Annotated in this window: 19 protein-coding genes and 1 pseudogene; 7 read left to right on the forward strand and 13 right to left on the reverse strand. The window is 33.5% G+C overall.

All coding sequences use genetic code 11. The annotated features are described in order from the left end of the window. Window positions 1-10: 10 nt before the first annotated feature. From OM967_RS05005 to OM967_RS05020, 4 genes are all read right to left on the reverse strand, one after another. A complete protein-coding gene (locus OM967_RS05005; protein ID WP_250120117.1) occupies window positions 11-1309 on the reverse strand; it encodes a WD1261 family protein in 1299 nt (432 codons plus the stop codon). Window positions 1310-1421: 112 nt separating this feature from the next. Continuing rightward, window positions 1422-2528 carry a tRNA 2-thiouridine(34) synthase MnmA gene (gene mnmA / locus OM967_RS05010; protein ID WP_019236778.1) on the reverse strand — a complete coding sequence of 369 codons (1107 nt, stop codon included), beginning with the start codon at window positions 2526-2528 and terminating at the stop codon, window positions 1422-1424. A gap of 226 nt (window positions 2529-2754) precedes the next feature. Then, complete coding sequence (locus OM967_RS05015) at window positions 2755-3822, reverse strand: rod shape-determining protein (protein WP_007302210.1); 1068 nt, start codon at window positions 3820-3822, stop codon at window positions 2755-2757. 20 nt (window positions 3823-3842) lie between these two features. Continuing rightward, complete coding sequence (locus OM967_RS05020; RefSeq protein ID WP_211907524.1) at window positions 3843-5261, reverse strand: gluzincin family metallopeptidase; 1419 nt, start codon at window positions 5259-5261, stop codon at window positions 3843-3845. A gap of 274 nt (window positions 5262-5535) precedes the next feature. Here OM967_RS05020 and OM967_RS05025 point away from each other — a divergent pair, with 274 nt between their 5' ends. From OM967_RS05025 to ftsH, 3 genes are all read left to right on the forward strand, one after another. Continuing rightward, the gene (locus OM967_RS05025) at window positions 5536-6015 is read left to right on the forward strand and encodes an OmpA family protein (protein ID WP_007302208.1); all 480 of its coding nucleotides are present in this window, start codon (window positions 5536-5538) and stop codon (window positions 6013-6015) included. A gap of 142 nt (window positions 6016-6157) precedes the next feature. Continuing rightward, window positions 6158-7450 (forward strand): tRNA lysidine(34) synthetase TilS, encoded by a 1293-nt coding sequence (tilS, locus tag OM967_RS05030; protein WP_250120119.1) that lies wholly within the window; start codon window positions 6158-6160, stop codon window positions 7448-7450. A 12-nt stretch (window positions 7451-7462) separates the two neighbouring features. Then, window positions 7463-9292, forward strand: coding sequence for an ATP-dependent zinc metalloprotease FtsH (ftsH, locus tag OM967_RS05035; protein WP_250120120.1), 1830 nt, complete (start codon window positions 7463-7465; stop codon window positions 9290-9292). 124 nt (window positions 9293-9416) lie between these two features. Here the strand turns inward: ftsH and OM967_RS08150 are convergent. After that, a pseudogene (locus OM967_RS08150) lies at window positions 9417-10286 on the reverse strand (hypothetical protein). 263 nt (window positions 10287-10549) lie between these two features. Here OM967_RS08150 and OM967_RS05050 point away from each other — a divergent pair. The 3 genes from OM967_RS05050 (at window position 10550) to OM967_RS05060 (ending at window position 13383) form a co-directional block, all read left to right on the forward strand. Continuing rightward, window positions 10550-11017: a WBM0748 family T4SS-associated protein gene (locus OM967_RS05050; RefSeq protein WP_246433093.1), complete on the forward strand. Its 468-nt coding sequence runs from the start codon at window positions 10550-10552 to the stop codon at window positions 11015-11017. A 284-nt stretch (window positions 11018-11301) separates the two neighbouring features. Next, window positions 11302-12564, forward strand: a complete 1263-nt coding sequence (locus OM967_RS05055) for a pyruvate dehydrogenase complex dihydrolipoamide acetyltransferase (RefSeq protein WP_264337728.1) — start codon at window positions 11302-11304, stop codon at window positions 12562-12564. A gap of 57 nt (window positions 12565-12621) precedes the next feature. After that, on the forward strand, window positions 12622-13383 hold the full coding sequence (locus tag OM967_RS05060) for a hypothetical protein (protein WP_211907529.1): 762 nt from the start codon (window positions 12622-12624) through the stop codon (window positions 13381-13383). Window positions 13384-13482: 99 nt separating this feature from the next. Here OM967_RS05060 and OM967_RS05065 read toward each other — a convergent pair whose 3' ends face one another. From OM967_RS05065 to OM967_RS05085, 5 genes are all read right to left on the reverse strand, one after another. Then, window positions 13483-15228 carry a type I secretion system permease/ATPase gene (locus tag OM967_RS05065; RefSeq protein WP_264337729.1) on the reverse strand — a complete coding sequence of 582 codons (1746 nt, stop codon included), beginning with the start codon at window positions 15226-15228 and terminating at the stop codon, window positions 13483-13485. A gap of 205 nt (window positions 15229-15433) precedes the next feature. Next, entirely contained in the window at window positions 15434-19150 is a 3717-nt protein-coding gene (locus OM967_RS05070) for an ankyrin repeat domain-containing protein (RefSeq protein ID WP_250120123.1), read from the reverse strand. A 118-nt stretch (window positions 19151-19268) separates the two neighbouring features. Then, entirely contained in the window at window positions 19269-20279 is a 1011-nt protein-coding gene (tsaD, locus tag OM967_RS05075; RefSeq protein ID WP_211907531.1) for a tRNA (adenosine(37)-N6)-threonylcarbamoyltransferase complex transferase subunit TsaD, read from the reverse strand. Between the two features lie 71 nt (window positions 20280-20350). After that, window positions 20351-21088, reverse strand: coding sequence for a WD_0702 family putative metalloprotease (locus OM967_RS05080; protein WP_264337730.1), 738 nt, complete (start codon window positions 21086-21088; stop codon window positions 20351-20353). A 176-nt stretch (window positions 21089-21264) separates the two neighbouring features. After that, the gene (locus tag OM967_RS05085) at window positions 21265-22692 is read right to left on the reverse strand and encodes a sensor histidine kinase (protein ID WP_211907533.1); all 1428 of its coding nucleotides are present in this window, start codon (window positions 22690-22692) and stop codon (window positions 21265-21267) included. Window positions 22693-22756: 64 nt separating this feature from the next. Here OM967_RS05085 and OM967_RS05090 point away from each other — a divergent pair, with 64 nt between their 5' ends. Then, on the forward strand, window positions 22757-23926 hold the full coding sequence (locus tag OM967_RS05090) for an aspartate aminotransferase family protein (RefSeq protein WP_264337731.1): 1170 nt from the start codon (window positions 22757-22759) through the stop codon (window positions 23924-23926). Here the strand turns inward: OM967_RS05090 and OM967_RS05095 are convergent. The 3 genes from OM967_RS05095 to OM967_RS05105 all read right to left on the reverse strand — a co-directional run bounded on the left by OM967_RS05095 (window position 23923) and on the right by OM967_RS05105 (window position 26934). Further along, window positions 23923-24261, reverse strand: coding sequence for a hypothetical protein (locus OM967_RS05095; protein ID WP_264337732.1), 339 nt, complete (start codon window positions 24259-24261; stop codon window positions 23923-23925). The genes OM967_RS05090 and OM967_RS05095 overlap by 4 nt on opposite strands. A 361-nt stretch (window positions 24262-24622) precedes the next feature. Continuing rightward, window positions 24623-25822, reverse strand: coding sequence for a hypothetical protein (locus OM967_RS05100; protein WP_250120126.1), 1200 nt, complete (start codon window positions 25820-25822; stop codon window positions 24623-24625). Continuing rightward, entirely contained in the window at window positions 25756-26934 is a 1179-nt protein-coding gene (locus tag OM967_RS05105) for a hypothetical protein (RefSeq protein WP_264337733.1), read from the reverse strand. The genes OM967_RS05100 and OM967_RS05105 overlap by 67 nt, the downstream gene beginning before the upstream one ends. Between the last annotated feature and the right edge of the window lie 41 nt (window positions 26935-26975).

The raw sequence follows: 26975 nt of genomic DNA on the forward strand, positions 1-26975 counted from the left end.
AAGTAGAGATTCATGATTGCATAGGACCATTTGCAAAACTGTTAATAGTTGTATCATTGATCGTTGAATGTGGCGGTTCTTGAGGTGATTTTAGTAGTTGAAATAAAGCATATACTATTACGATAGTAAGTACTGCAGCAACTATGAAATTGATGAGATTATTTTGTGGCAAAATATTTGTTATTGAGTTGAATAACTTTTGCTCCATAAAGAAATAATCAGCAGTATATAATCCAATAGACAATATAAACATACCTAAAGCTAATTTACAAAATGTGTTTTTATGATTTTTGTTTTTTTTGTTACTGATAGTAGAGTTTAGTCTGCATTCACTTTGTGGCACTGAGTAATACGTATTCTCAGGGTTTGTTACTAATTGTTCAAATGCATCACTATTTTGGTTTTTTAGTAGTTGCTCTAGAGTACGTTTGATATTTTTAGGATATAGAGAATCTTGACTGTCTTGCTCTCTTGCAGCTGTAAATGTCCCGTTCAATTCACTTATACCTCTATAATTAAGTGTATACTTGGTGAATCCATTTCTATACGGTAACTCAATTTTTCTTAATACGTTTATTAACTGTAAGATGTAACTGTAATATAGTGGTGTGTTGATTACTCTAGCTTTCTCATTAATATATTGATTGAGTGATAAAATATCTCCATTTCCAGTACATGTAGAAAATATACCATAACTAGAAAATAGTAATGCTATGTCTTTATCTATTTTTATACTGTGAATCGAGTAATAATGATTTATTACCTCTTTACATAAGCTAAACTCTTTATCAAATTCATTTGCATAGCTTATTTTGAGTAACTTTTTAACATTATTGAGTACTTGTTTCTCAAAGTCATCATTATTGTTAAATAGAGCTTCACCTTTCGGATTTGCTAGAATATTAAAAAGCTTTAGTTTTTTTTGATCTTCTGTCAATTCTACTTGATCTACAATTTCCCTTAGCAGTTTCTTCGAAGTGTCACAAAGAGTAGGTATTTTTTTACTTTCAACTGCAGCATATATTTTATCAATTACTTCTTGAGTATTGAACTGAGCATTTTCTGCAAGAACTCTATAAGCTTGAACATAAATTAAAAACAATCCTTGTAGACTAAATTTTAAGTTAAAATATTTATCTAATGGCTCTTGTTCTTTTTTATTAATGAATTCGGATAGACCTATATGATTTCTGCAATCCATGCAATGATGTAAGTCAGCATGTTGAAAACTGCCCAAACGAATAAATGCGGCCTCTAGTAAATTGCCCTTACCAACAATTTTTATTAACTCTTCAACTTCTTTAACCATCCCTCTAGTCCACAATATAATAATTATCTTTATAGTATAAAGAATATAGGATAAAACAGCAATAAATTTTATTGTATGTTTACATTCTGCATTAAAAAATTAAACCACCAAGTTAGGAGCATATCCAACCTCCACCTATAACTTGTTCGCCCTTATATGCTACACAGGCTTGACCTGGACTGATGCCAAAGTAATCGTCGTTTAAAATTACACAGGCTTTGTTCTTTTCGTCAGTTGAATATATTGTCGCTAAGCTTCCTGCATGTGATGACCTAAGCTTCACAGTTACTTCCATGCCTTCTTTTGGTTGTTCTAACCAATTTAACTCTTTGACCAATATCTTTTTTTGCATTAGAGCATTGATCGGGCCTACTACAACTTCATTATTTTCTGTATTAATTTTTATCACGTAAAGAGGCTCATTGTGTGCGATGCAGAGGCCTCTTCTCTGTCCCACTGTAAAATTTACTATGCCGCTGTGCTCACCTAGCACTTTTCCATGAATATCTACTATTTTACCTTTCTGTACAGATTGTGGAGCTAATTTAGCTATTGTTTTACTATAGCTTTCGGAAACAAAGCATATATCTTGACTATCCGGCTTTTCAGAAATTTGTAAGCCAAAATACTTTGCTAATTTTCTTATATCACTTTTATAGAACCCACCTAATGGAAATCGCAAAAGCTTTAACTGCTCCTCAGTAGTTGCAAACAAAAAATAACTTTGATCTTTACTTTTATCGATGCTTCTACACAATTTTACCTCACCATTTTCTTCTAATCTTCTTACGTAATGTCCTGTTACGAGCACATCCGCACCAAGATTTTTTGTAACTTGCAATAGATCGCGAAATTTTACTGTTTGGTTACACCTTACGCACGGTATGGGAGTTTCTCCACGCATATAGGTATTTGCAAAATCCTCTATTACTTCCTTTTTGAATATTTCCTCGTAGTTTAAAATATAGTGGGGAAAGCCAACACTTTCAGCCACGTATTTGGCATCATAAATATCCTGTCCAGCGCAGCATGCACCCTTTCTCGCATTACCATCACTGCCATAGAGCTGAAGAGTCACACCTATCACTTCGTACCCAAGGTTATACAGCAGTGCTGCAGCAACGGAGCTATCAACTCCCCCGGACATTGCAACAATAGCCTTAGTTTGATGCGGAGCTTTATCTTTTAATAAAGGTTCAATTTCAAATTCTTTTAGCATATAATTTATAAACACAAACCTGTGTCAAGCACTGGAATCCAGTTTCTATTACACAATTTCATCGAAACAGCATACTTATTTGTAGTCAAGTTCCAGTGTCAAGCGCTGGGATGACACCCCTTCCTGCTGGAAGTTGCCTTTAAATTACTTGGTGCGTGACACTGGGATCTCATTTATATTACATAATTCCATCAAAACAATTCGATAAACTGCCTTCAAAAACAATTTAATCTTGCTTGAATAAAACATGGCCAAAATAGTCCATGTTTTCAAGTACTTTTCCGCTACCCAGGGCAACACAACAAAGTGGATCATCTGCAACACGAACTGGTAATTTTGTTGTTTCACTAATAACTTTACTCAAGTTGCGCAATAACCCACCTCCACCAGATAAAATTATTCCTCTATCAACTATATCAGAAGAAAGTTCGGGTGGAGTACTCTCCAGTGCAGTTCTAATAGCAGAAATTATCTGATGTACAGGCTCTATTAGGCTCTCTGCAACTTGATATTCTGATAAAAGCATTTCTTTTGGCATACCACTCACTAAATCCCTGCCTTTAATTATCATTCCCTCTTTGTTGTTTTCAACTGGCAGACTGGCTGAACCGACGTTTTTCTTAATTTTTTCAGCAGTTGTTTCGCCAATCAATAACTTATGATTTTCACGAATGTATGACTTTATTGCCTCATCCATAATATCACCACCTACTCTGGCAGAACGTGAATAAACAATTCCACCTAAAGAAATAATTGCAACTTCAGTTGTACCACCTCCTATGTCAACAATCATAGAACCTTCAGGTTCGGTAACTGGAAGTCCAGCCCCAATTGCTGCAGCCATTGGTTCTTCAATTAAGAATACTTCATTTGCACCAGCACTTTCTGCTGCATCTTGTATAGCACGCCTTTCAACTGGTGTAGATCCAGATGGAACACATATGATAATACTAGGCTTATTAACAGTGAATCTTGTGTTTGCGCTGCGTATGAAATATTTTAACATTTCTTCCGCGCTTTTAAAATCAGCAATAACTCCGTCTTTCAAGGGTCTTATCGCTTCTATTTCTCCAGGTGTTTTTCCGAGCATCATCTTAGCTTTTTTGCCAAAAGCATAAGGAACGTAACTTCCTTTTTCTTTTACTCTTGCTACAACTGAGGGTTCATCAAGCACTATCCCCTGACTTTTCTGATAAACTAAAGTATTTGCAGTACCAAGATCTATAGCAATATCGCTAGCAAATAAACCTTTGAAAGTAAAAAAATTTCTGATTAAATTCTGAACAAAACTCATACACAACTCAAGAAAACCATTTATTGAGACAAATTATACTTTTCAGATAAGTAACTAGTGTAGCACTCAATATCTAAATCCCTACCTGTTACCTTTTTTAGCTGTTCCAAAAAGCCATAATTTGCACTATATACATTTTTAGAGAACCAATCGATAAGTAAACTGAAATCTCCTTTTACTATAGAATCTAAAAATCCGTAATGATTTTTCTTAATGAAAGAAAAAAACTGCACAGCAGCGATTAACGCTATGACTTTAATAGGAAAGTAGCCTATAACACCACTTATCCAATACTCATCTTGAAAATAAGTGTCTAGCTCATTTTTAGCTTTTACTGAAATCTTGTAATGCTTCATACCTTCCAACCATTTATCGTGTAGATCTTTAACTTCTAACGTACCATTTATTAGATCTTGTTCTAATTTAGTTCTTAGCATAATGTGAGCCAATAAACTAAATTCATCCGCATTCTTCAAAAAAGATGAAAGATTTACTTTATTGAAAATCAAATACAAATTTTCAACACTACTATTAATTTTGCCTTTTGTAGAAAGTTTCTCCTTTATGTGTGGTTGAATGAACTCAATAAATTCTCTGGATGTTCCAATGATCCTTTCCATGAATAACCCTTGAGTTTCATACATAATATGTTTTGTAATTGAGCTCTTTATAGAATTTTGCGCTAAACATTTTTGATGAATTGCATAACCAGTATGCCGTAAAAGTAAAAATAAACCATAACAAAGGTCAGATTCATCATAATCGATAGGATCGTAATAAGAAATGGAAATCTCATTTGGTGTAACACTCATTTGCTGTAAGAATAAGGAACCAAGTTCAATCTGTCTCTGAACCGTAACTTTTTGTATATTAGTAACCTTATCCTTCTTCTGCTTTTGAGTTACTTTCTCTACATTTTCACTAAAAAATTTACCTAGCTTAGGAAATATTTCCTTTATGTTCTTTTCTGTGATATTAGAGTCATAGTCAGCAAGCAATGACTCATAGTTTGAGCGCTTTAATTGCTGCGATTTTATAGAAGCTGCTTCACGAGTAAGCTTAATTAGGTTAGTAAAGCATTCTTTCAGCTTTTCTAAGTTACTAATTTCAGAATTAGTTAGCCTCCATAAGTTTTGGCATTCAATCTTAGCTTTGGACAAAGATTTTACTAAATCAACAGGAATAGCACTGCTGCTTTTGTGTATCCCCTCTATTAACTTTAGCTGCTGAATATTCGCACTCTTTTTATTCTTAAGAGCATTCGCTAATGATTCCTTTATTGCATCATGAGAGATAATTTCATGTCTGATTTCCTCTAGAAGACACATTTGCTCGATCTTATCCTCTATATCCAGTTGGCTTTTGCTTAGTAGTTTTAGTATGTTTTCGATATTCCTTACCTTATGTAATACTTCCTCTAGAAACTTATAAGATCTCATTTTTATTCATTGCTTTGAAACATCCGCTTAATATCGTAATAGATTAATAATAAAGTTAAAAGTATATTTGCTTAAAGTACAATAAAAAATTGTATTTTTATTCTTTTATTGTACTTCATTGCTAAGAATTGAGCATCTTATCAGAAAATTAATTATAAGATTGTAAAGAAAACATTTAGTATTTTATTTCCCTTGACTCTATTCTAGTATAGAGGGATTATTAGTACTAAAATTAAAATTACGCACTATATTTTAAATTTATGGAGGTTTAGTGATGTGGAGTAGACTGATTATAATGTGTTGTTTTTGTTTACTGCTTACTGGTGTAAGTTCTTGCCCTAAAAAAGGAGTAAATACGACAAATAAAATGAATGCTGTTGTTAAGCAGATAGGTGATAAAAGAGTTTTCTTTGGTTATGATGAATCTAGTATCAGTGAAGTGAGTGCAGATGCATTACTTGACGTGATGGAAGTGTTACAAAATAATCCTGACGCAAAGGTCACTTTAACTGGTCATACTGACAATCGTGGTTCTCACGAGTATAATCTTGCACTAGGAGCTAGAAGAGCAGATGCAGCTAAAAAATTTATGGTCAGCTGTACACCTTATCTAGAAAATAGAATAAAAACTGCTTCTAAAGGTGAAACTGAGCCTTTGGTTAATGTAAAAGATGATTCTAGAAATTCTAAATATGAAAAAGAGCATGCTAAAAATCGTAGAGTGGAATTTTCATTTTCTGGAATAAAGAAGTAGTTTCTTGCATTAAAACCTGGATCCCAGTGTCAAGCACTGGGATGACAAAAGAGAGCAATTCCGCTACTTGTTAGCGGGATCTATATATACCACAAATAAGTCGCTGTATGACGTAGAGACTATCTGGCCATCAAGAAACATAATGAAATTAGAGTTATTATTTCAAAATATAGCTAATAGCTTTGCTTTCCATAACCAAATCGCAGTCGCAGTATCAGGTGGTGTAGATAGTATAGTCTTACTGCACTTAATGACTAACTGGGCAAAAAAAAACAAGCTTTCACTTCCTATAGCATTAACAGTAAATCATGGGTTACGTTCAGAGTCCCAAAAAGAAGCTGATTTTGTTATAAGTTATGCAAAAGAACTTGGAGCAAAGGAATCGTTCATATTAAATTGGGAGAAGCAAAATATTAAAGGTAATATTCAGTTACAGGCACGAAAAGCACGATATAAGTTACTAGAAGAGTGGTGTAAAAACAATAATGTTAAATGTTTGCTCGTTGCTCATCACAAAGATGATCAAGCAGAAACGTTCTTATTAAGATTGGAGCGAGGTAGTGGCGTAGATGGATTATCATCAATGGATTACAAATCTTTCTTAAATGGTATTTATATATTTAGGCCGTTATTAAATTTTAGTCGTAGTGAAATAGAAAAGTACGCTAATCTTCACCGGTTAAAATGGATCGAAGATAGAAGCAATTATGACTTAAAATACAGACGAACTTTATACCGTAACTTACTTAAAGCAAGTGACAATCAAGAGATTTTAACAGAGCGAATATGCCTCACAGCCCTTCATATGAAAAGAGCTGCAAAAGCGTTGATGCACTACACACGCCTTGCACTTAATGACTGCGTTAATATTCATGATCTTGGTTATATTGAAATTAAACTAGATGAACTTTATAAACTGCCAGAGGAAATAGCTTTAAGGCTTCTTCTTTATTCTATAATGGCAATTGTCAACAAGCACTATAAGCCAAGGTACCGTAGCCTTATCGCAATATTTAACAAAATATCGCAAAAAGATAGTGATATTAACTGTACACTCTCTGGGTGCAAAATAAGAAAATATGGAGGGAGCATCTTGATAATGAGAGAATCATCAAAGATACAGGAAATTACTGTACACCTAACATTAAATGTCCCTATTGAATGGGACAATAGATTTAGCTGTACAATACTTAGCAATCAGAAGTGTTCAGTAACTATTGCTCCGCTAAAAAAAACACAAAAAGTTCCTGAATTTCTGAAGGATTACAACTGCTGCCCTGAAGTTTTCTACTCTTTGCCTACAGTACAAAAAGATGGAAAGGTGCTTGCTTATCCTGATATAAATTATAACGGAAAAAATACCAATGACGATAAAGTTCAATGCATTATTAATAGCACAATAAAGCAAAATTTGGTAAGCTTGATTAGTATTTAATTAGAAATATAAATGAAAAAATTTTTAGAAGGCTTATTGATCTGGTTAGTGATTATTGTTCTTATTTCAGTTGCTTATATTCAATTTAGCGGAAGTATAAGTAAGAGTAAAACAACCATACCTTTTTCAGAATTTTTAACTAGACTAGAAGATAATGATATAGAAAATATTACAATAAGAAACCAAAGCATCGAAGGGAAGTTTAGGGATGGGTCAGCCTTTAACTCAAGTGGTGTTATATATAGTGACTTAATAAAAAGTTTGCATGATAGGAAAGTGAAGTTCTCCTTTTCAATTGGAGACTCTGCAATAGGTATAATTGGTGGATTACTTATTCAATGGGTTCCGACGCTTATCTTTATCGGTTTATTACTTTTCCTTTTTAAACAAATGCAAGCAGGAGGTAATAGAACTATAAGCTTTGGCAAATCAAAAGCTAGGCTTATGACTACTGGAAAAAAAGTGACATTTGATGATGTTGCTGGGATTGATGAAGCAAAAGAAGAGTTGGTTGAAATTGTTGATTTTCTTAAACAAAGGCAAAAATTTCAAGTGTTAGGTGGGAAGATACCAAAAGGATGTCTTTTAATTGGTTCCCCTGGAACTGGTAAAACTCTACTTGCTCGTGCAATTGCAGGTGAAGCTAATGTACCGTTTTTTAGTATTTCTGGATCTGATTTCGTTGAAATGTTTGTCGGTGTTGGTGCAAGCCGTGTCCGGGATATGTTTGATCAAGGCAAGAAAAATGCTCCTTGTATAATTTTCATAGACGAAATAGATGCAGTAGGTAGGCATCGCGGCATCGGTCTTGGTGGCGGTAACGACGAAAGGGAACAAACATTAAACCAGTTACTGGTTGAGATGGATGGTTTCGAGTCTAATGAAGGTGTGATAATAGTTGCTGCAACTAACCGTCCAGACGTCCTAGATCCAGCACTACTTAGACCTGGTCGTTTCGATCGACAGATTACTATTTCTTTACCTGATATAAATGGGCGTGAGAGAATATTAAATACGCATATAAAGAAAATATCGATAGCACCAGATGTAAACGTAAAAACAGTTGCGAGGGGAACGCCAGGTTTTTCAGGGGCTGATCTAGCAAATTTAGTGAATGAGTCTGCGCTTATTGCTGCAAGAAGAAATAAGAAAATTGTTACCATGGATGATTTTGAGTATGCACGTGATAAAGTGATGATGGGCATGGAAAGAAGGTCCTTAGTCATTACAGAAGAAGAAAAAAAGCTTACTGCTTACCATGAAGCTGGTCATGCAGTAGTTGCAGTTAATATGCCTGCTTCTGATCCTATACACAAAGCAACAATTATTCCACGTGGTAGAGCACTCGGTTTAGTTATGAGACTACCAGAAACAGATAGAGTGTCCCTCACAAGAGAAAAGATGCTAGCAGATATAACTGTTGCAATGGGTGGACGTGTGGCAGAAGAGCTAATTTTTGGCTATGATAAAGTCACAAGCGGTGCATCTTCAGATATAAAACTAGCATCAGATTTATCACGTTCTATGGTGACAAAATGGGGAATGAGCGACAAAATAGGTCCGATCTATCATAATCGCGAACAAATCACACATGATTCTGAGACAATTTCTGAAGATACGTTAAGACTTATAGATGAGGAAGTAAAGAAAGTCGTATTTTCTTGCTATGAAAAAGCAAAAGACATTTTAACCAAGCGTAGGAAAGACTTGGAGCTCATTGCTGAAAATCTACTGGAGTTTGAAACTTTAACAGGAGATGAAATAAGAGACATATTAAGTGGAAAAAAAATTGTTAGAAATGAAAATGAAGGTAAAGAAGAGATAAGAAGATCCTCTCTCTAATAAGATCTGGCTTTATTTAACCGCTAAAACAAAAATTTTTAATTAATTAGCTTAAGTTGTAAGATCATAGTTAAGCCGATGTATTTTATAAATGGACTTTTTTGAACATTCTTCCAATTTTTTTCTAAATAACTCTTTGCCTATTTAAATAAGCATATTCAGTATTAGAGCTTTCCAGACCGCTACTAGGAGAAAGATTAGGTTCTTGACCTTTAAACATCTCTATTAGCTTTAATACAGGAGCAGTTCCTGCTACAAGCTCCTATAACAGCAGTAGCACCCATGATGAGAAGAATCGGTTCTGCAGTGGTGATTACACAAAGCTCAATACATAAACCAGCAATGACCATACCAACCATTATACCAATGAAAGCACCTACAATTATGGATGAAACTACACCGATTAATTGTCCTATTTTTGAACTAAGTGGTACTTCTCTTTCACGTCTAATACGCCTAATATAGCGTGACCTCATTTGTCCTCTCATTATTACATTTTCATCCCTGTTTCCAAAGAGATTCAATGACGCTTCTCTTTCTCTAATAAAATTTGGCCACATTTGTTGTTCTCTTGCCCTTCTTCGCTCTCTCATTATTATGTTTTCCTCAAAGAGGTTTAGTGGTACTTCTCTCTCTCACCTCTAATTCTAACATGATTTAGCTGTGCTTGTTCTACTAATAATCTTATTGTACTTTTTATTTCATTTAGCGGTGCTCTTCCTCCAATATCCTTAATTGCCTTCTCAAATTTTAATAGCGACTTGTTATTTAGTCTGACATTATTCTGAGAATCACAAACAATAACCCAATCTAAAATTGGCTTTTTTTAACCACCATACTCTATATCATCATTAATGTGTTCCTTTAGTTTTTTAATTATCTCTACTGCTCTTGTTTCCATAGCTTCCATGGCGCTATCTTCACTTTCTATGAGTATATTGAAAACAATTCCTAATAACTCCTGTTGTAAATCCTTTCGTTCTTTAATATTCATAATTAGCCTCAACTTTTATATGCTATTTTGCCAAAATAATTTTACCAAATAAGTAATATATATACAATAATTCTCATTTAAAAATTTTTTTACATTGGCCTATCTAAGTTATGTTTTAGGATGTAAAAGCTTCTTACTTTAATACTTTATTAAAGTAAACCATATATGGATTGCTATTTAGGAGCAGCTGTTGTACTTTAATCAGAAGGTACAGTAATGTAAGAAGGAGGTACTTTATGTCTTTAAAAAATGAAATTTCTTAGTTGATAGAGCAACAGCTTGGCATTAAATATCATGACAATTGCTTAGCTTACACTATACATAATTCGGCTGCAGGTGAAATATCCGATTCTATTGCTCTTTGCATAGTTGGCTGTGGCGATTGTGAGATTAAGTATCAAGGTATTGCTAATTCATTTAACATAACGAAAGAAGAAATTAACCAAAGTAATATAGAAAGCATAAAAAATAAGATAGAAAGTGAAGCTAGAAAAGAAGGTAGTGAATTTTCCGAGTTGATTTCTAGAATGGATCAATCGCTGAAAGAACAAAGTGAAAAGTCTATTATACAGATTTTAAATTCATCTGCTGAAGAGATGTTAAGGAGTTTTTGTGGTAGTTCTATACAGAGAACAGAGGATAAAGAAGTTAGTCTGTCCTCTGCTTCACATGAAGAGCCTGCTACAGAAGATTCGGAAACTACTATTAATTCTGATCTTTTATCAATTTAACCAGCTCCTCATATAAATTTTTTCTGTACCTAAGCTATATGTTTGTGAGAGGATAGTAAGCACTACATTTTTCTATTTCCATTATAACAGATTCGTCTATTTTCATGATGATCTTACTATTTGTACTCTTTCTAGGACTAAGCAATAGAAATAGTAGGATAACAGTAGTCAACCAAGATTCCAGCATCACGTACTAGGATGATATAAGTATCATAATTTACGATTAGATTGACATAGGGTAAAGAGTAAATTAAAAATTAAATAGATCTTTTAATGCAGAATAAATGCCTATAGAAATATTGATGCCCGCTCTTTCCCCAACAATGAGTAAAACTGGAGGAAAAATTGTAAAGTGGTGTAAAAAAGAACAAGATAAAGTTGAAATAGGTGATGTAATCGCTGAAATTGAGACTGATAAAGCCATAATGGAGTTTGAATCTGTCGATGAAGGAGTTTTAGCAAAAATTTTAGTGTCGGAAGGAACAAGTGGTTTGCCTGTAAATCAACTGATAGCTCTAATGTTAGAGGAAGGGGAAGATAAAAGCGCACTTGATTTAGCTTCTGCCATCAATACCAAGGTTGAGAAGGAGGTTGAAGCCGATTTTTCAGTATCATCCAACCCTTCGATTTCATCTAGCTCTTCAATGTCATCCCAGTGCGTGACACTGGGATCTAAAAAAGAGGATAGAGCAACAGAAAATAGAATAAAAGTAAGCCCCTTAGCTAAAAAAATAGCTCAAAATGAAGGTGTTGATATAAAGCGATTAAAAGGTACAGGTCCATATGGTCGTATCATCAAAGCTGATATATTAGAATTTTTAGATCAAACTAAAAGCTATGAGAGATTTGAGGAAAATACAACAGTTGAAGTAAGTAATATGCGCCAAGTGATAGCGCAGCGCCTAGTTGAATCTAAGCAAAATATTCCACACTTTTATTTAACTATAGACTGCCACTTTGATAAGCTAATATCGCTCAAAAATGAGGTTAATTCAGCAAATGAGAACAATAAAGTAACAATTAATGACTTAATTATAAAAGCTGTGGCTTTCAGCATGAAAAAATTTCCTGATATAAACTCATCGTGGATAGATACTAAAATAGTAAGATACTCAAATATAGATATCTCAATTGCTGTAGCGCTTGAGGATGGACTGATTACTCCTATAGTAAAAAATGCTGATGAAAAAAGTGTTTTATCTATATCAAAAGAAGTGAAAGATTTAGTAAATAGGGCAAGATCTGGAAAACTAAAGCCTGAAGAATTTCAAGGAGGAGGATTTACTATCTCCAACTTAGGCATGTTTGGTATAAAAACTTTCAGCGCTATAATCAATCCACCGCAATCTTGCATTATGGCTGTTGGTGAATCTAAAAAACAGCCGGTTGTCATAGGTGAAAAAATAGAGATAGCAGAGATAATGACAGTTACTCTCTCTGTTGACCACAGAGCAGTTGATGGAGCACTCGGAGCAAAATTTTTAAATGCCTTTAAGTACTATATAGAAAACCCTACGGTGATGCTTCTTGAGCCTTTATTATTATAATAAAATTAATACCTCTTAGTTTATACTTTTGTTAGTTAATAGGTTTAGAGGTAAAATATGACTGATAAAAAGATAGAAAAACGTAGTATATCTTTTGATGCTACAAAATCAAAATTTTCAAACGATAGGTTTCAAATAGATTCCTCATCTAATGAGTCAATAGATACCATTGGTAAAAAATTTAAGTATGAAGTGAAACTTCCAGGTGTTATTCACACTACAACAAGAAAAAATAATGTTGGAAGCGGATTAAATGAGTTAGATCTAAGAAAGAAAAATGAAAACTCTTTCAAGACACCAATAAAGAATATTGAAGAATCAGATAGTAAGAGAAACCAAAGTCATTTGCTGTTTCAGGAGGACTCATTTCCAGAACTACCAGCATGTGCATATAAGCCAGCACTGCTGCCAAAACCATCAAAAGAAAAAATAAAGGAAGCTGTAGATAAAATGCGCAATAATAGAAAAGCTCATAATTCTGCAAGTGTTGAAAATGGTGTTAGTTCAGACAGGTTCAAAGTGCGCCCGTTCTTATGTAGTGATATAGATGGATATGTAGCTCCTGGCAAACGTGACCGTAATCTAGAAAGGTGTAGGGTTACACATGATAGCAGTAAGCTTGAAGCACAAATGGAAAGAAAGCATGGGTTTCAATCAGATCCAAGTGTTAAGCATGTAAAGGCTGATACTGTAGTATGTTCTATTACTAAAGGTCATGACAAAAAAGGCGTTAAATCTGATGTCTCATATACACAAGAGCCTACATCAGAAATGTCTAAGGTCAATGTGAGAGAATTAGCAAATAGGTTCCGCGGCTAATCATTATTGGATTTTTCGAATAACAATTGCTTAAGATTTTATAAACTGTGCATATAGTACTCTATAAGAGAAAGAGAAGTGTGACAGCTTCTCTCTTTCTTAACCACTTGCTGAAGAACGTTTATCTTCTGTGGCATCTGGTGATGGAGCAACTAATCTGCTCAAAATCTCATCTTTTGGTCCCATATCATAAATAACACCATCTGACATGATAATCACTTTATCAACTACGGATAGTAACGGTAGCTTATGAGTGATGATAACAGTGGTAGTATTTTGCTCTCTTGCAACATTGATTGCATTAATCAAGCGCGCCTCTCCATTACTGTCTAAGTTAGCATTCGGTTCATCAAGCACTAAAAGCTTAGTATTACCATAAAAAGCCCTTGCAAGTCCAAGAAGCTGTTTTTGGCCACCAGAGAGTATTACTCCTCCAGGTCCTCCTATTGTTGTATCATACCCATTTGGTAAGCTCAGTATTAATTCATGTATTCCTGCAATTTTTGCTGCTTTGATTATTTCTTCAGGATTTGGATCTGGTCTCATGCGGGCAATATTAGCTTTAACGCTCGTGTTAAATAACTCAATATCTTGAGGTAAGTAACCAACATAATTACCAAAGTTTTCTCGATTCCAAGTATATACATCAGCACCATCTAGTCTGACTACACCTGATATGGGTTTCCAAACACCAACGGTTAGTTTTGCAATGGTCGACTTACCAGAAGCACTTGCACCAATAACACCAACAACATCCCCTGGTTCTATTACAAATGAGATTCCTTTTACTGTTGGCTTATTGCTCCCATAAGGAGTAAAAAATACCCCATCAAATTCCAACTTCCCTTCAGGCTCTGGTAGAGCCATAGTTTGCTCTCTTTTTGGAGATGTTAGGATAAGTCTTTGCAGCCTGCCATATGACATCTTGGCTTGATTTAAAAATTTCCAAGTATGAACTGCTGCATCAAATGGAGCCAATACTCTACCCATCAAAATCGAGGCAGCAATAATGCTACCGGCAGTTTTGTGAGCTGTGATTGCAAGTAATGCACCTGTTCCAATTACTGAAATTTGGAGAGTTGAACGTAAAAATTTAGTAATACCAGTAATTACATTAGAACGATTCTGTGCTGTGACTTGCATTGCACGATTTTGATCATTCCGTTTACACCAATCAGAAACTATAAATTCTGACATACCCATAGCCTCAACCACCTCTGCATTTCTTGTTGCAACATCTATAGCATTAATATTACGTATAGTTTCTTCATTGGTTTCTCGCAATATACGCTTAGTGGCAAGTTCATTCCATACTGCCATTGAAACTAATATAATGATCCCGGCAATAGCTATAAACCCTGTAGAGGTATGTATCATAAAGATCACAACAAGGTAAATTAGCGACCATGGAGTATCGAACAGTGAAAATATACCATTTCCTGTAATGAAATTTTTTATTACTCCAAGATCTCGTATTGCTTCACCACTTGAAGTTGAGCTTTGTACTGATGTTAACCTGATTGACCTTACTATTAGATCTGGTGTTGCAGTTTTATCAATCCAATCACCAATTTTAGCCATAGCTAAATATCGACAAGTTTCAAGCATTGCAGAACATGCAAACGCAGATAAAGTAATAATCGTCAGCATAACTAGTGTTGACACACTCTCGCTCGATATCACTCGATCAAGTACCTGAGAGGTATAAAGTGGCAAAAATAACATTAACGCATTAATCCCTGAGCTAAACCAGAAAATAAACCAAAACGCACTCTTGCACTTCTCTAGACAAGTATATAGTATACTTTGCTTTAATTCCTTTTTTATTGACGGAGTGATTTCCACAATCTTCCTTTTTATTTAATTATATTTACCATATATAGTTTTTATTTCAAAAGTATTAACAGTTATTGCCTTGCCATATCATTAATGTAATAAAATATTAATGATATGCAAATATAAACTTTTTCATGGAAATTTAGCAAGGCGATCTAATTTCTTCTCTACTATAACCTTATACGATAGCCTTGCCAATTGTTCTACGTTTTTCTTATCTACTACTAAATGACAGTTTACTAGAATGCTTACTATCACTCCTCTGAAAGTTGATGCTATCAGAGTCAGTGACTACAATCTGCATCTCTTTTCCTCTTTCTATATGATCAGGAAGTATTATATATTCCAATGATCTAGCTGTAATTGCTCTTTTTCTCACACAAGATGGACTTGAATATACCCTTGGTCTATATCTTTCGAATTTAAAACAGTCAACAGTAATTCCCTCCTCAAAGTTAGAAAGTATTAGAGATGGAGATTTACTAACTTCCTTATCACTCACAGAATTATTTGCACTACCATAACTCACATGACGCGCTGCACTATGATTGTTACCACACTCTTCTCTTGAGGTTGAACCGCTTGGATTAAAAGGAGTCGAAAATATTGAATACCCATTGGTATCACCAAATCGTTTTATCAACCCACAGTTTTCTTCATTCATTTTTGTAATATTCTCGTGATTAGCACCTTCTGATAAGCTTGATGAAGCAATAAGATCTTCTTTTTTCTTACTAAAGATATTGCCTATTTTTAGCTTAGTTGCAACATTCTTGAATTTGTTTTTCGGAGCTTTTGGTTTAATTTCTGGATGCTCATTTATAGTAATTACACATGATGGATTATCTAACTTGTCCATTGTATTTTGTACTCTACTGTTGCGTCTTGAATACAGACTAAGTTTTGTTGTTAAATCATTCAAAACAGGTGAACTTTTTCTACCTTCTAAAGACTTATTCGAACATAGTACTGCACTACCACCCCTACTCATTTTCTGAGGAGAAATATTGAGTTTGTCTTTACTCTCTAATCTAGTCTCATGCGTAAACTTGTAAAGTTCATTTTCCAATCGTGAAATATCTTCTGCATTCTTTATTAATAGTTCCAATATTGAGTTGTATTCCTCCAAATCATGATCTCCTACTTTTGTCTTAGCTAACTTTCCTGTAGCCTCTTCAATTCTGTTCATTTTTTCAGTATAGTTTTCTATCTTACGTTTAACAGGTTCTTTTTGAAGGCCAATCACTAAGTTGTATAAGATAAGTAAAAATGATATCGAAGAAAATGCAATGGAAATCCAGGTAGGAATTTCTTCCTTTTCAGATTCTGCATTATTATACTTAACGCAAACAGAAATAATCACACTTGATATTGACATGGCCAGATTATAGTAGTCTAGAAGCTTTTTGCTTCTTTCTTGATCTTCCATATTAAGTTTATCATATTTCCTTTTTTTGTTTTCCCTTATTTCATAAAAGAAATCTAAAAATAACCTCAAGATATTTGTGTCACCATGTTTAAAAGCATAATCTAAAGCTGTTTTTTTTGCATTATCCTTTATATCAAAATTTATCTTCTTATTTACAGTTTTCTCTCCGGTGCTGATTGTTAGGTAGAATAAGGCTTTAATAGCTTTTTCCCTTAAGTGCTCATTTTGTTTACGCTTTTCTAAAACCAACTTTTTCAAAAATTGACCTTGCTTAAAATCCTCATTTATAGTTTTTTCAAAATCATTATCACTCATTACAAGATAGTGTAATGCTGTTCTTCCAGATTTAGATACAACATTTAACATTTTCTTATTATAGGGGTAATGATTATCTGTCATAAAATATTCTATTAACTCAGCATTAAGGCTCATGGCAGCTAAATGTAGAGGTATAAGCCCTTGACTGTTTGTGTTAAAAAGTGGTACTGTATTCCTAATAGTTGACTTGGCAATACTTTCAATAACATACTGAGAGAATTCTATGTCGTCGGCAAGAGCAGCCATGTGTAACGGTGTATTGTCATTTTCATCATATAACACTTTGATGCTAGCAGCCACCTTTTTACCTACAAGTTCTTTTGACACAAATTCAAGACATTCCTTATTGCTGCTCAAAATAGCTGCAAATAACAACCTTTTTTGTGTATTTTGTTCTAAAAAAATACCCTTTGGGCTTTTTTTTACCAAATACTTAACGCATTCTACTCTTCCACTGAGAATAGATAAGTGTAGTAAAGTTTGTCCATCCTTATTTTTCTTACTTAATATTTCTCCCACTCTCTCTTTTTTAAAAAGGTGCTCAAGGCATGATTTATTACCAACACGTGCTGCCATATGAAAGACGGTGTCACCGTTGCTATTCTCACGCAAAACCTCTTGATAAACGTCAAATTTCTTCTCTTCCAACTTTTTTTCTATCATGCTTAAAAACGATAAATCAAGTTGGGCAGCAAAATGTAAAGGGGTGTTTCCTTCATTATTACTCTTATTTACTTGCATGCTTCTGTCTACTAATAGACTCACACATTTTTTTCTTAGTTCTGTTTCTGTATTACTCGATAGAGCTAAGTGTAGGGCCATATTTCCTTTGCGTGTTTCTGTGCTTAAATCGTAATCAGGAAATTTCTTGAGTAAAGATGTTAGACAATCATACTTCCCGTACATTGCAGCTAAATGTACAAGATCTCTTCCATAATCACCTTTGGATTGAAGTATGCTATTTCCTATATTTTCATAAAATAGCTCTATACAATATGAATTACCATGTATAATAGCAATATGTAAGGGGGTGTTACCTTGTTTATTCTGAACAATTTTTGCACCTGATTTAATAAACAATTTCATTAGCTGGTTATTTCCATGTTTTGCAGCTATATGCAATGGGGTGTTACCATCTACATTTTCTTGATTAATTTCACTTTTTAGTCTACCTAAAAATTTTAGATGCTCTATAAGAAAATTTATGGCATTTTCTTGAGTTTCTGAGTTACCTACAATCTTATGAAAAGGATTCTCATTATATTTATTTTTTAAAAATTGTACTTGATTATCAATGAAGAATTCTATGCACTCAGCATTTCCAGATTGCACAGCATAGTGTAATGCGTTATTTCCATATTTATCTGTTTTAATTTTCTCTCTATCAAAAATTCCTTTTGCTGTCAATATTTCTTTTAAATATTCTAGGAGGTTAGGACTTCCGCTTCTGGCAGCATAGTGTAACTCGGTTTTATTATTGGCAGTGCAACTAAAATCTGCTTCATTTTCTATGAGAATTTTCAAGCATTCTTTATTGCCAGATTTAGCCGCATAGTGTAGTGGTGTTTTACCATCTCTATCTTTATTCCTTACTGCTTCTTTAATGTTAAAATTAGAATTTTCTATCACAAAACATAAAATATCTTCTTTACCCGACTCAGCTAAATAATGTAGAAGTGTTTTATCATTACTATCTGCAAAATTCTCCAATTTTATAATCAATTCTCTGCCCATACCAAGAATTAGAGATACAGCTATTTCAACATGAATATCATAATTCCTATTTTTCTTTTGTTCTTTCCCAATTCTTTCAATAGCCACTGTTAATAGCGAAGAACCATCATTACTTGTTATATTCCATCCATCTTGACGAAATTTTTCAGCTAATGAATCACTTATATTTTCTGCTAAAATCCTGCTTTTTATACAATCAAGATTATTAGTACATATATTATAGTTTTCTTCTTGAGTTACTTTATTAATATAATCATATATGATTATTAGGTCTTGCTTATTGACTTTATCTTCTGAATTGCCTTGTAATGAAGAGAGGTCTATCTTACTAATTGCTCTGACCATACCAACGTTTCCCGCAACAAATAAACCTGAACTGAGTGTCTTTGCGCTTGTACTAGATTTAGCTTTGAAAACACTAGTAACTGTGTCAAATTTATTTTTGAACATACTGTACCTCATAAATAATAATGCCGGTAGTGAATAAGGCTTTAGTAGATACCACTGTAATTTTTAAGCCTACAAAAATTCACCAGCGGCCGCATTATATAGTAGATAATTTTTTGTGCTAGTAATATTTTTCTAATTCCCACTTTTGCCTTGGTGCAAAGTCAAGAGAGTCTACATAGTTTCTCTGTAACCTTTCAATTCCTGTCCATCCAACCATCACTGCATTGTCTGTACATAAATTGCTTGGAGGAGAAAGCACGTTCAAGTCTATGTGCTTTTTTAATCTCTCTTTCAGGAAATTATTTGCTGCAACTCCACCAGTAATTACAAAATCATTGATTTTAATATTTAAAGATACAGCGATACCAATAGCATTTCTGACTCTATCGAGTAATATGTCGCTAATACACTCTTGAAACGAAGCACACATATCACACACATCCTGTTCACTCATTACAAATTCTCGTGCTAAGTTTTTTACCGCTGTTTTAATTCCAGAAAATGAAAAGTCACATCCAGAACGTTTTATCATTGCTCTTGGCAGCTTAAATCTCATACCATCACCTTTTTTAGCTAACTCTTCAATTAATGGACCTCCTGGATAGCTTAGACCCAGCATCTTAGCGACTTTGTCAAATGCTTCTCCTAATGAGTCATCAAGCGTTTCTCCAAGTTTGATGTATTTACCTACATCCTGTGCAATTAAAAATTGGCAGTGACCACCTGATATCAGCAGGACTAAAAACGGAAATTTAACCTCATATAGTAGCCTAACAACTAACGCATGTGCTTCTAAGTGATTAACTGCAATAAACGGTTTTTGTGTTACGTGTGCAATTGCTTTAGCTATCATTGTACCAACTATTAATCCACCTATGAGTCCTGGTCCTGATGTTGCTGCAATTGCATCCAAATCACAAAAATTAAGGTTATATTTTTCCATAGCACTTTTTATTAAACCACTTAAATGCTTCATATGAGCACGTGAAGCTATTTCAGGTATTACCCCACCGCGTTTTTTGTGCTCCTCCTGAGAAAGAATTTCGTGAGCAAGGACTTGCTTATTACTATTTACAATTGCTGCTGCAGTTTCATCACAGCTTGTTTCAACAGCTAATATAGTTTTCATATATATTTGAACTCTTTAATTGTGAGAACTATAACTTGAAATGTTGAAGAAGTGAACTTTGTTCTGTTAAGCTAATTATCATCTCCAAATATAGAACCAATTTTTTTACTCCCAGAGGAAAATTTATTAGTCCAACTGCTTTGTACTTTGTTTATATCTTTAAAGGCAGTTTTATCGCTATATTCCTTTACTTCTTTATCTATTCTCTCCATTATTTGTAGATTCAGGTAGCTCTTTTTCCATTGGTTAGTAGCAAGAAATACTTTATTTAAATCTTGAGTGCGAATTAGATATTCTTTATCTTTAGGATAAACTTCCTGAGCCCAAGCAAACAGCTCAAAATAGCGTGCGAATAACTCAGACGCACGTGATTTTGGAGTTTGATAAGCTTGTATCTCTTCAAATATAATTTGACCAATAATTTTTTGTACCAGAATATTTGACTGCTTTAAGTTCTGCTCAATATCCTGATAAACTTTATAGAGAAATTCTTGCTCTAAGCTTAAGTTCAGTTCATTTTCAACCATATGTGAAAGTTCATGTACTATGATGTAAGGATTTGACCTTCTTAGCACAATAACATACTTATTTAAACCAGAAGAACGAATTGTCTTACACACTTCCTCTTCCATATCCACTAATCCTTCTTGATATATTTCAAACGAGAGTCTATTTTGCTTTATTAGTGACAAAGTGAGGTTTAATGTATTTCTAAACTTCTCAAATTGATAGAGATATTTGACATATTGTATTACGTTTTCACTATTTCCTACTTGAGTTGCTTGTTTTATTAAGTTCCTGATTAGCATGCTTCATTATTAAAGGAATTTTCTTTATGCTCAAGAATTATAAAGTGTTTTCAGGAAGTATAGCTAAAAAAGTTTAATTTACTTACATTCCGCTACTTATTATTAGCCAAGAGGTATCACGTCAGTATGACTTAGGAATGTGCTAGATATAAAAGTGCAATATCAAATATATTTTACTAAAAATCAATCAACTTTTCACATGTTTGCTCTTCATAAAAGAAGCTCAATGTTATCGTAGTACCAAGTTTTGCTTCACTTTGAATGTTGAAAGTCCCACCCATTAACTCTACTAATTTCTTGCTTAGAGGTAATCCGATACCTGTGCCTTCGTTTCTATATCCCGAATCTGCTTGGCCAAAAACGGACATAACTTTATATATGTCCTGCTGCATTATCCCTATTCCATTATCATGAAACTCAATAGTTAATAAATTTTTTTCTATATTCTCTTTAATAATCATTCTTATTAAACCACCTTGAGGAGTGAACTTGATTGCATTTGATAACAAATTTATTATAACTTGCTTCATTCTTTTGGGATCGGCGATAACTAATAATTGTTTATCAGATATCTCTTTCTTTAAACTAATACCTGTTTCTTTTAGTTTAGGTGATAACATTTTTAAGCACGAATCTATTATCTTATTCAGATTAAACTTCACTTTCTCTACTGTTAAACTACTTGATTCAGCTTTAGAAAAATCGAGCACATCATTAATCAAAGCAAGTAAATGTGTACCAGCATTATATATATCGTCTACGTATTCCTTGTATTCAGAGTGATCTACCGAACCTAAAGTTTCATTTTTGATCAACTTTGCAAATCCAATAATAGCATTAAGAGGTGTACGCAACTCATGTGTAACACTTGCAAAAAATTTTATCTTATTTGCATTTTCTTGCTCTAATGCCTCTTTAACCCTTTGTAATTCAATATTAGTTTTATGCTGCTTGGCTAGCATTTGGGTGTTGGAAAAGTGCAAATAAAGCATTATTAGTATTAAGATAACCAGTAATAAGCCAATTAATATTGAAAATAGACTATATACCATAATATAAGAGTCATTATAGCTTTGAATGATCTTCAAAAAAAATGAAGGCTTAATGTCATCTTCATGAAATATAGGGAAAGTAGAAGTTAATGTATTTCCTGTAGCGTAAAATATTTCTTGATTGCTTAGCAATTTATCAATTTCATCATTTGTAAGCAACTGCTCATAGTCATGACCTTGAGTATTAAAATTACTGAAAATTACTCTGGCATTTTGATCATACAGTATTAAGCTAAAATTTCTTACTTTGCTTACTGATTGTAACAATTCAGCACGCAATTTTACCAACTGGTTTATGTAATCAAAACTGTTATATTTAATATGATGTTTTTCTATTAGTAAATAATGATATTTTTTTATTATACTATTTTCCAATAGATCTTTTAAGTTTGCATTTGAATTACGGTAAAAAGAAAGAAAATTATTCTTTAATGAATAATTGCGATATATTGTGCCCAATAAAACCACAAAAATTAATAAGAATAGCGAGATAATTTTTGTATATCTATTTGTTTTTAGTGTAGTAAACATTAATTTACTTAATTTATACATATTCTTCTCATTGTGAAATAACGTCTTTTATGGTATTAATAAAAAATTAGCATATCATACTTTTATGACAATTTCTCCTATCTTGCCAGTTTATTCTCCTACTAACATAAATTTTTCTTATGGCAAAGGTATTTACTTGTATGATATCGATAATAAGCGCTATATAGATTTTCACTCTGGAATAGCTGTTAGCAGTTTAGGTCATGCCAACCCACGATTAACTGATGTCCTAAAATTACAAGGAGAAAAACTATGGCATATATCAAATACCTATAATATATCTACTGCCAACAAATTTGCAGATAATTTAATAAACAACAGCTTTGCTAATACTGTATTTTTTGCAAATTCTGGATCAGAAGCAGTGGAATGTGGACTTAAAATCGCTAGGGCCTATCAAAATGGAAAAGGTAATAAAAATCGCTATAGAATTCTAACATTTCATGGTGCATTTCATGGAAGGACATTTTTAACCTGTGCAACAAACGATAGACAGAAATTTTCTGAATTACTGAATCCTTATATTGACTGGTGTGATAACATAGAGCCCAATATTGAGAGTGTAAAGAAAGCAATTTCTAATGGCATAGGTGTTATATTAATAGAACCAATACAGGGACAAGGTGGTATTAAAGTAATGAGTGAAGTCTTCATGAAAGAGCTAAGAGAACTATGTAACGAAAACGACATACTGCTATTTTTTGATTGCGTTCAGTGCGGTGCTGGCAGGACAGGAAAGTTATTTGCATATGAACACATAGGAATTAAGCCTGACATATGTGCTCTTGCAAAAGGAATAGGAGGAGGTTTCCCTCTGGGGGCTTGTCTTGCAACTGAAAAGGTTGCTAAGTACATGGCGGTCGGTATGCATGGTTCTACTTTTGGTGGTAATCCACTTGCAACTTCAGTAGGTAATGCTGTATTGGATGAATTGCTCAGCCCTGGCTTCTTAGAAAATGTTGAAGTTAGAGGTAAGTCTTTAAAAAACAAACTAGAGGACTTAGCAAGCAAGTTTCCAATGATAGAAGAAGTGAGAGGGAAAGGGTTGATGCTAGGAATAAAAGTAAAAATGAATAACCAAAAATTTGCAGAAGAGCTAAGTCAACGTGGTTTACTTACTGTTGGAGTAACATCAGATAATGTTCTGAGAATCTTGCCTCCACTCATTATCACTGAAAAAGAGATTGATGAAGGCATTGAAATCCTCACTCAGTATTTATCTGAAAAGTTCTAGTTAAAAATTAAACCTTCCTGCTCACTAGTTGTTGGCTGTATCAAAATTGCAGATAAAGCAGTAGCTACAACTTTATCAGCTACTTCATTTGTACACTTTGCCTTTTCCTGTTCTCTTATCAGTGTAAGCTCATTTATATCACTTAGTGAGTCAAATTTTGTTATATCCTCAAATATAAACGATTGCACGATGTCTTTCGGAATATTGAAAAAAGCCGAGTTACCAAGCGATAATGTCATATCTAACAAACTTTTCATTGAGCCGTTTCTCAAAACACATTTAGACAGTTCTCCTAAAAGAATTGGCACTCCAAAAATAAAAAATGCTCCTCTCACTAAATAGGTCGTTATTTCATATAACAATGCACCACACAAGAGTGACAGTGGTCCAAATACTATAAAACCGCAAAGTAAAGGCAATGGTCTGACCTGATGATATTCTACCTATAAGCTCCATTGAAATTATAAACCCAATAAGTAACATAGCTCTACCTAGATATGTCCTTTCTTTAGAGCGTTTGTTAAAGTTTTTCTCACGTAACTTAGAAAAATCATTGTTAACTCTGACTTCAAAAATATTATGGTTGATTTTTAATTTTAGCTCTAAGTCCTCTATTCCATGATGCCACTTATGACACCTTACAATTTCATCAATTATCGTACTAACTTGATTATTGATTTTGTATAATTTGCTTTCTTAATATAAGTTGCCTTGATAATATTTTTCTCTCAAGTCTACACAATTTAAATTCTTTAAATCACATAAAAAATCTTTGATTTCTTGTGCCATTTTATTAGCATCATCTTTGTAGCCTACAGCTTTCAAAATTGTTACCAAGTGTTTATTTTCAATTTGAGCAATTGTTCTATCTAATGCACGTATATATTGCTTGGATTGAAAATATGAGATGATTTTTTCTTTACATCTATCCTCATTGCCTTCGTACAAACTATTTCTTTTGAAACTGCTGTCATGTTCTTTGGCAATTTCTAATGCATGAACCAATACATTTTGCGCCTTCACACTACTTTCACAGTGACAGTTTCTGATTATGTGTACATACGCTCTTGCACTGGTATCTCCAGATTTATCTATATTGTACGCTTTAGCCAAAAAGACTAAATAGTCAAACCCTGCCCAAAGATAATACATTACCTTTGTTATAGCACTCCCCACAGAAAATAAAGCTGAGCGTGTGCAAGATAATTTACCGTTGTTTTTAATTCTGTTCTCATATGAACGAAGGTATGCCTCTGTACTTTTTAAAATCCTATGTGAATCTTGTTCTGTCTTTTTGACATCAAAATCATTTATATCATGAACTTTTTCATACATTTCTTTTATCAAATCACTAGAAAACTTCTTCAGAGCTGAATCATCAATATTTCCTAATGCATCAATATTTTTACTAATATAGATTTCTATTTTTCTTCCAAGTTCTTCTCCCATTCTATTTTTTAGCAACTTATTGTATTTATTAGTAGCTGGAAACAAAACTTTCTGACAAAATTTCTGTGGTTCATTTTTAAAATTTGCTAAGATCTTATTCACAAATAGCTCAACTTTTTCACCTGCAGCAGCGAAAAACCATGATTGTCTGCTCTCATTACGCTCTCTATTTCTTCCAAGATTCTGTAGGGCTTCAGATGGATTATTGAACTGACTAACCGAATCTGCAAATATTGATGCAACATGATTATATTCACTATCAAATCCACGACCTTTCGATCCATCTATAACCGTTGTCAACGCATATTTAGCCAATGAATCAAAATCTCTTTTTTCATAATCACAATAAAGAGCTCGATATTTACCTATTTGATTACGTATTATCGCTGAAAAGGGTCTATTTTCTCCAATACCAAGATCATTTTCCCAATTCCTGCAAAGATACATTTATTTTGTTTGCAGAAATCAATGAGACTATGTAGTATACCTTCCTCTTTTTCCATGAGGTCATGGAGCTCTTTGCTTAAGCGCCAATTATCAACTATTAAGCTGCATTGCTCATTATCACTTTTACTCAGTGCTTCAATTACTGTCTTTATTTGCAGTAAGAGCTCATCTCTAGCAAATTGCTCACTAAAGCCTTTTCTCTCTAGGTAGCTTATAATATTGTTATCATTAGTGGTGCTAACATTCTTTTTAACATCTTCTATCAATTCACTCAAACCTTCTCTTCTTTTTTTATCTAAGGTAATATTATCACACTTCATTAAATATAAGAGAGTAAGATCGATCATTGAATGCATTACTCTATATTTTAGATATTCAGCAGTACTACTGAAATCCACCTTTTCTTTTAATTCAGATATCTGCTCTTCTGTCAAACTAGGATGTTGCTTTTTAACGCAGTTTATAAAGTTTAATTGACGTAATTGGAGCCTGTAGTCTTGATATGACATTCCTTCAGGCTGAAATTTATTATACACTTTATAACGTGTACTACCTTCATATACTAAATTATCTCTACCCTGCAACGCAAAGTTAAGGTTAACTATACTATTTACATCATCAACTAAAAGCAGAGCACTTTCTCCAATTGGGCTTTGCACATTCCATCTTATAGAAGTTAATAAATCATTGTTATCGACAAGTTTACTGTAATTAAAAACTTCTTCGCTTTCTTCAACATACTCATGAGCTGGACTGGATTTTTCTCTAGTAAATAAGCTACGCACGTTAGCAAGAAATCTAGAGAGCAGTTCTCTTGATTCCACTCCAGTTGCTTTAGTTAGCACCCACCAAACTGGCAACACTACCATACCAAATATAAACATAGAAATTGTATAGTATAGCTGCCCAATCAAAGCAGAATACAGCCAATAATCTGAAGTGAAACCAATTACGGCAGCAACATTACTATTTATAATAGGAAACAATATAGCTAAAGATATGATGGAGGTAGCAATGTTCACTACAAGTGCTTGATTGAAATTTGTTATCCTATTGGTTTTTGCAATAACACTTGCTGTTTCGATGGCGTTTGCAATACAACGTCTACTCAATCTTGTCGGGCTGATAACTTTTCCGCATCTATTTAAAATCC

The sequence above is a fragment of the Wolbachia endosymbiont (group B) of Dolichovespula media genome (genome assembly GCF_947179505.1).
In the GTDB taxonomy this organism is placed as follows: domain Bacteria; phylum Pseudomonadota; class Alphaproteobacteria; order Rickettsiales; family Anaplasmataceae; genus Wolbachia.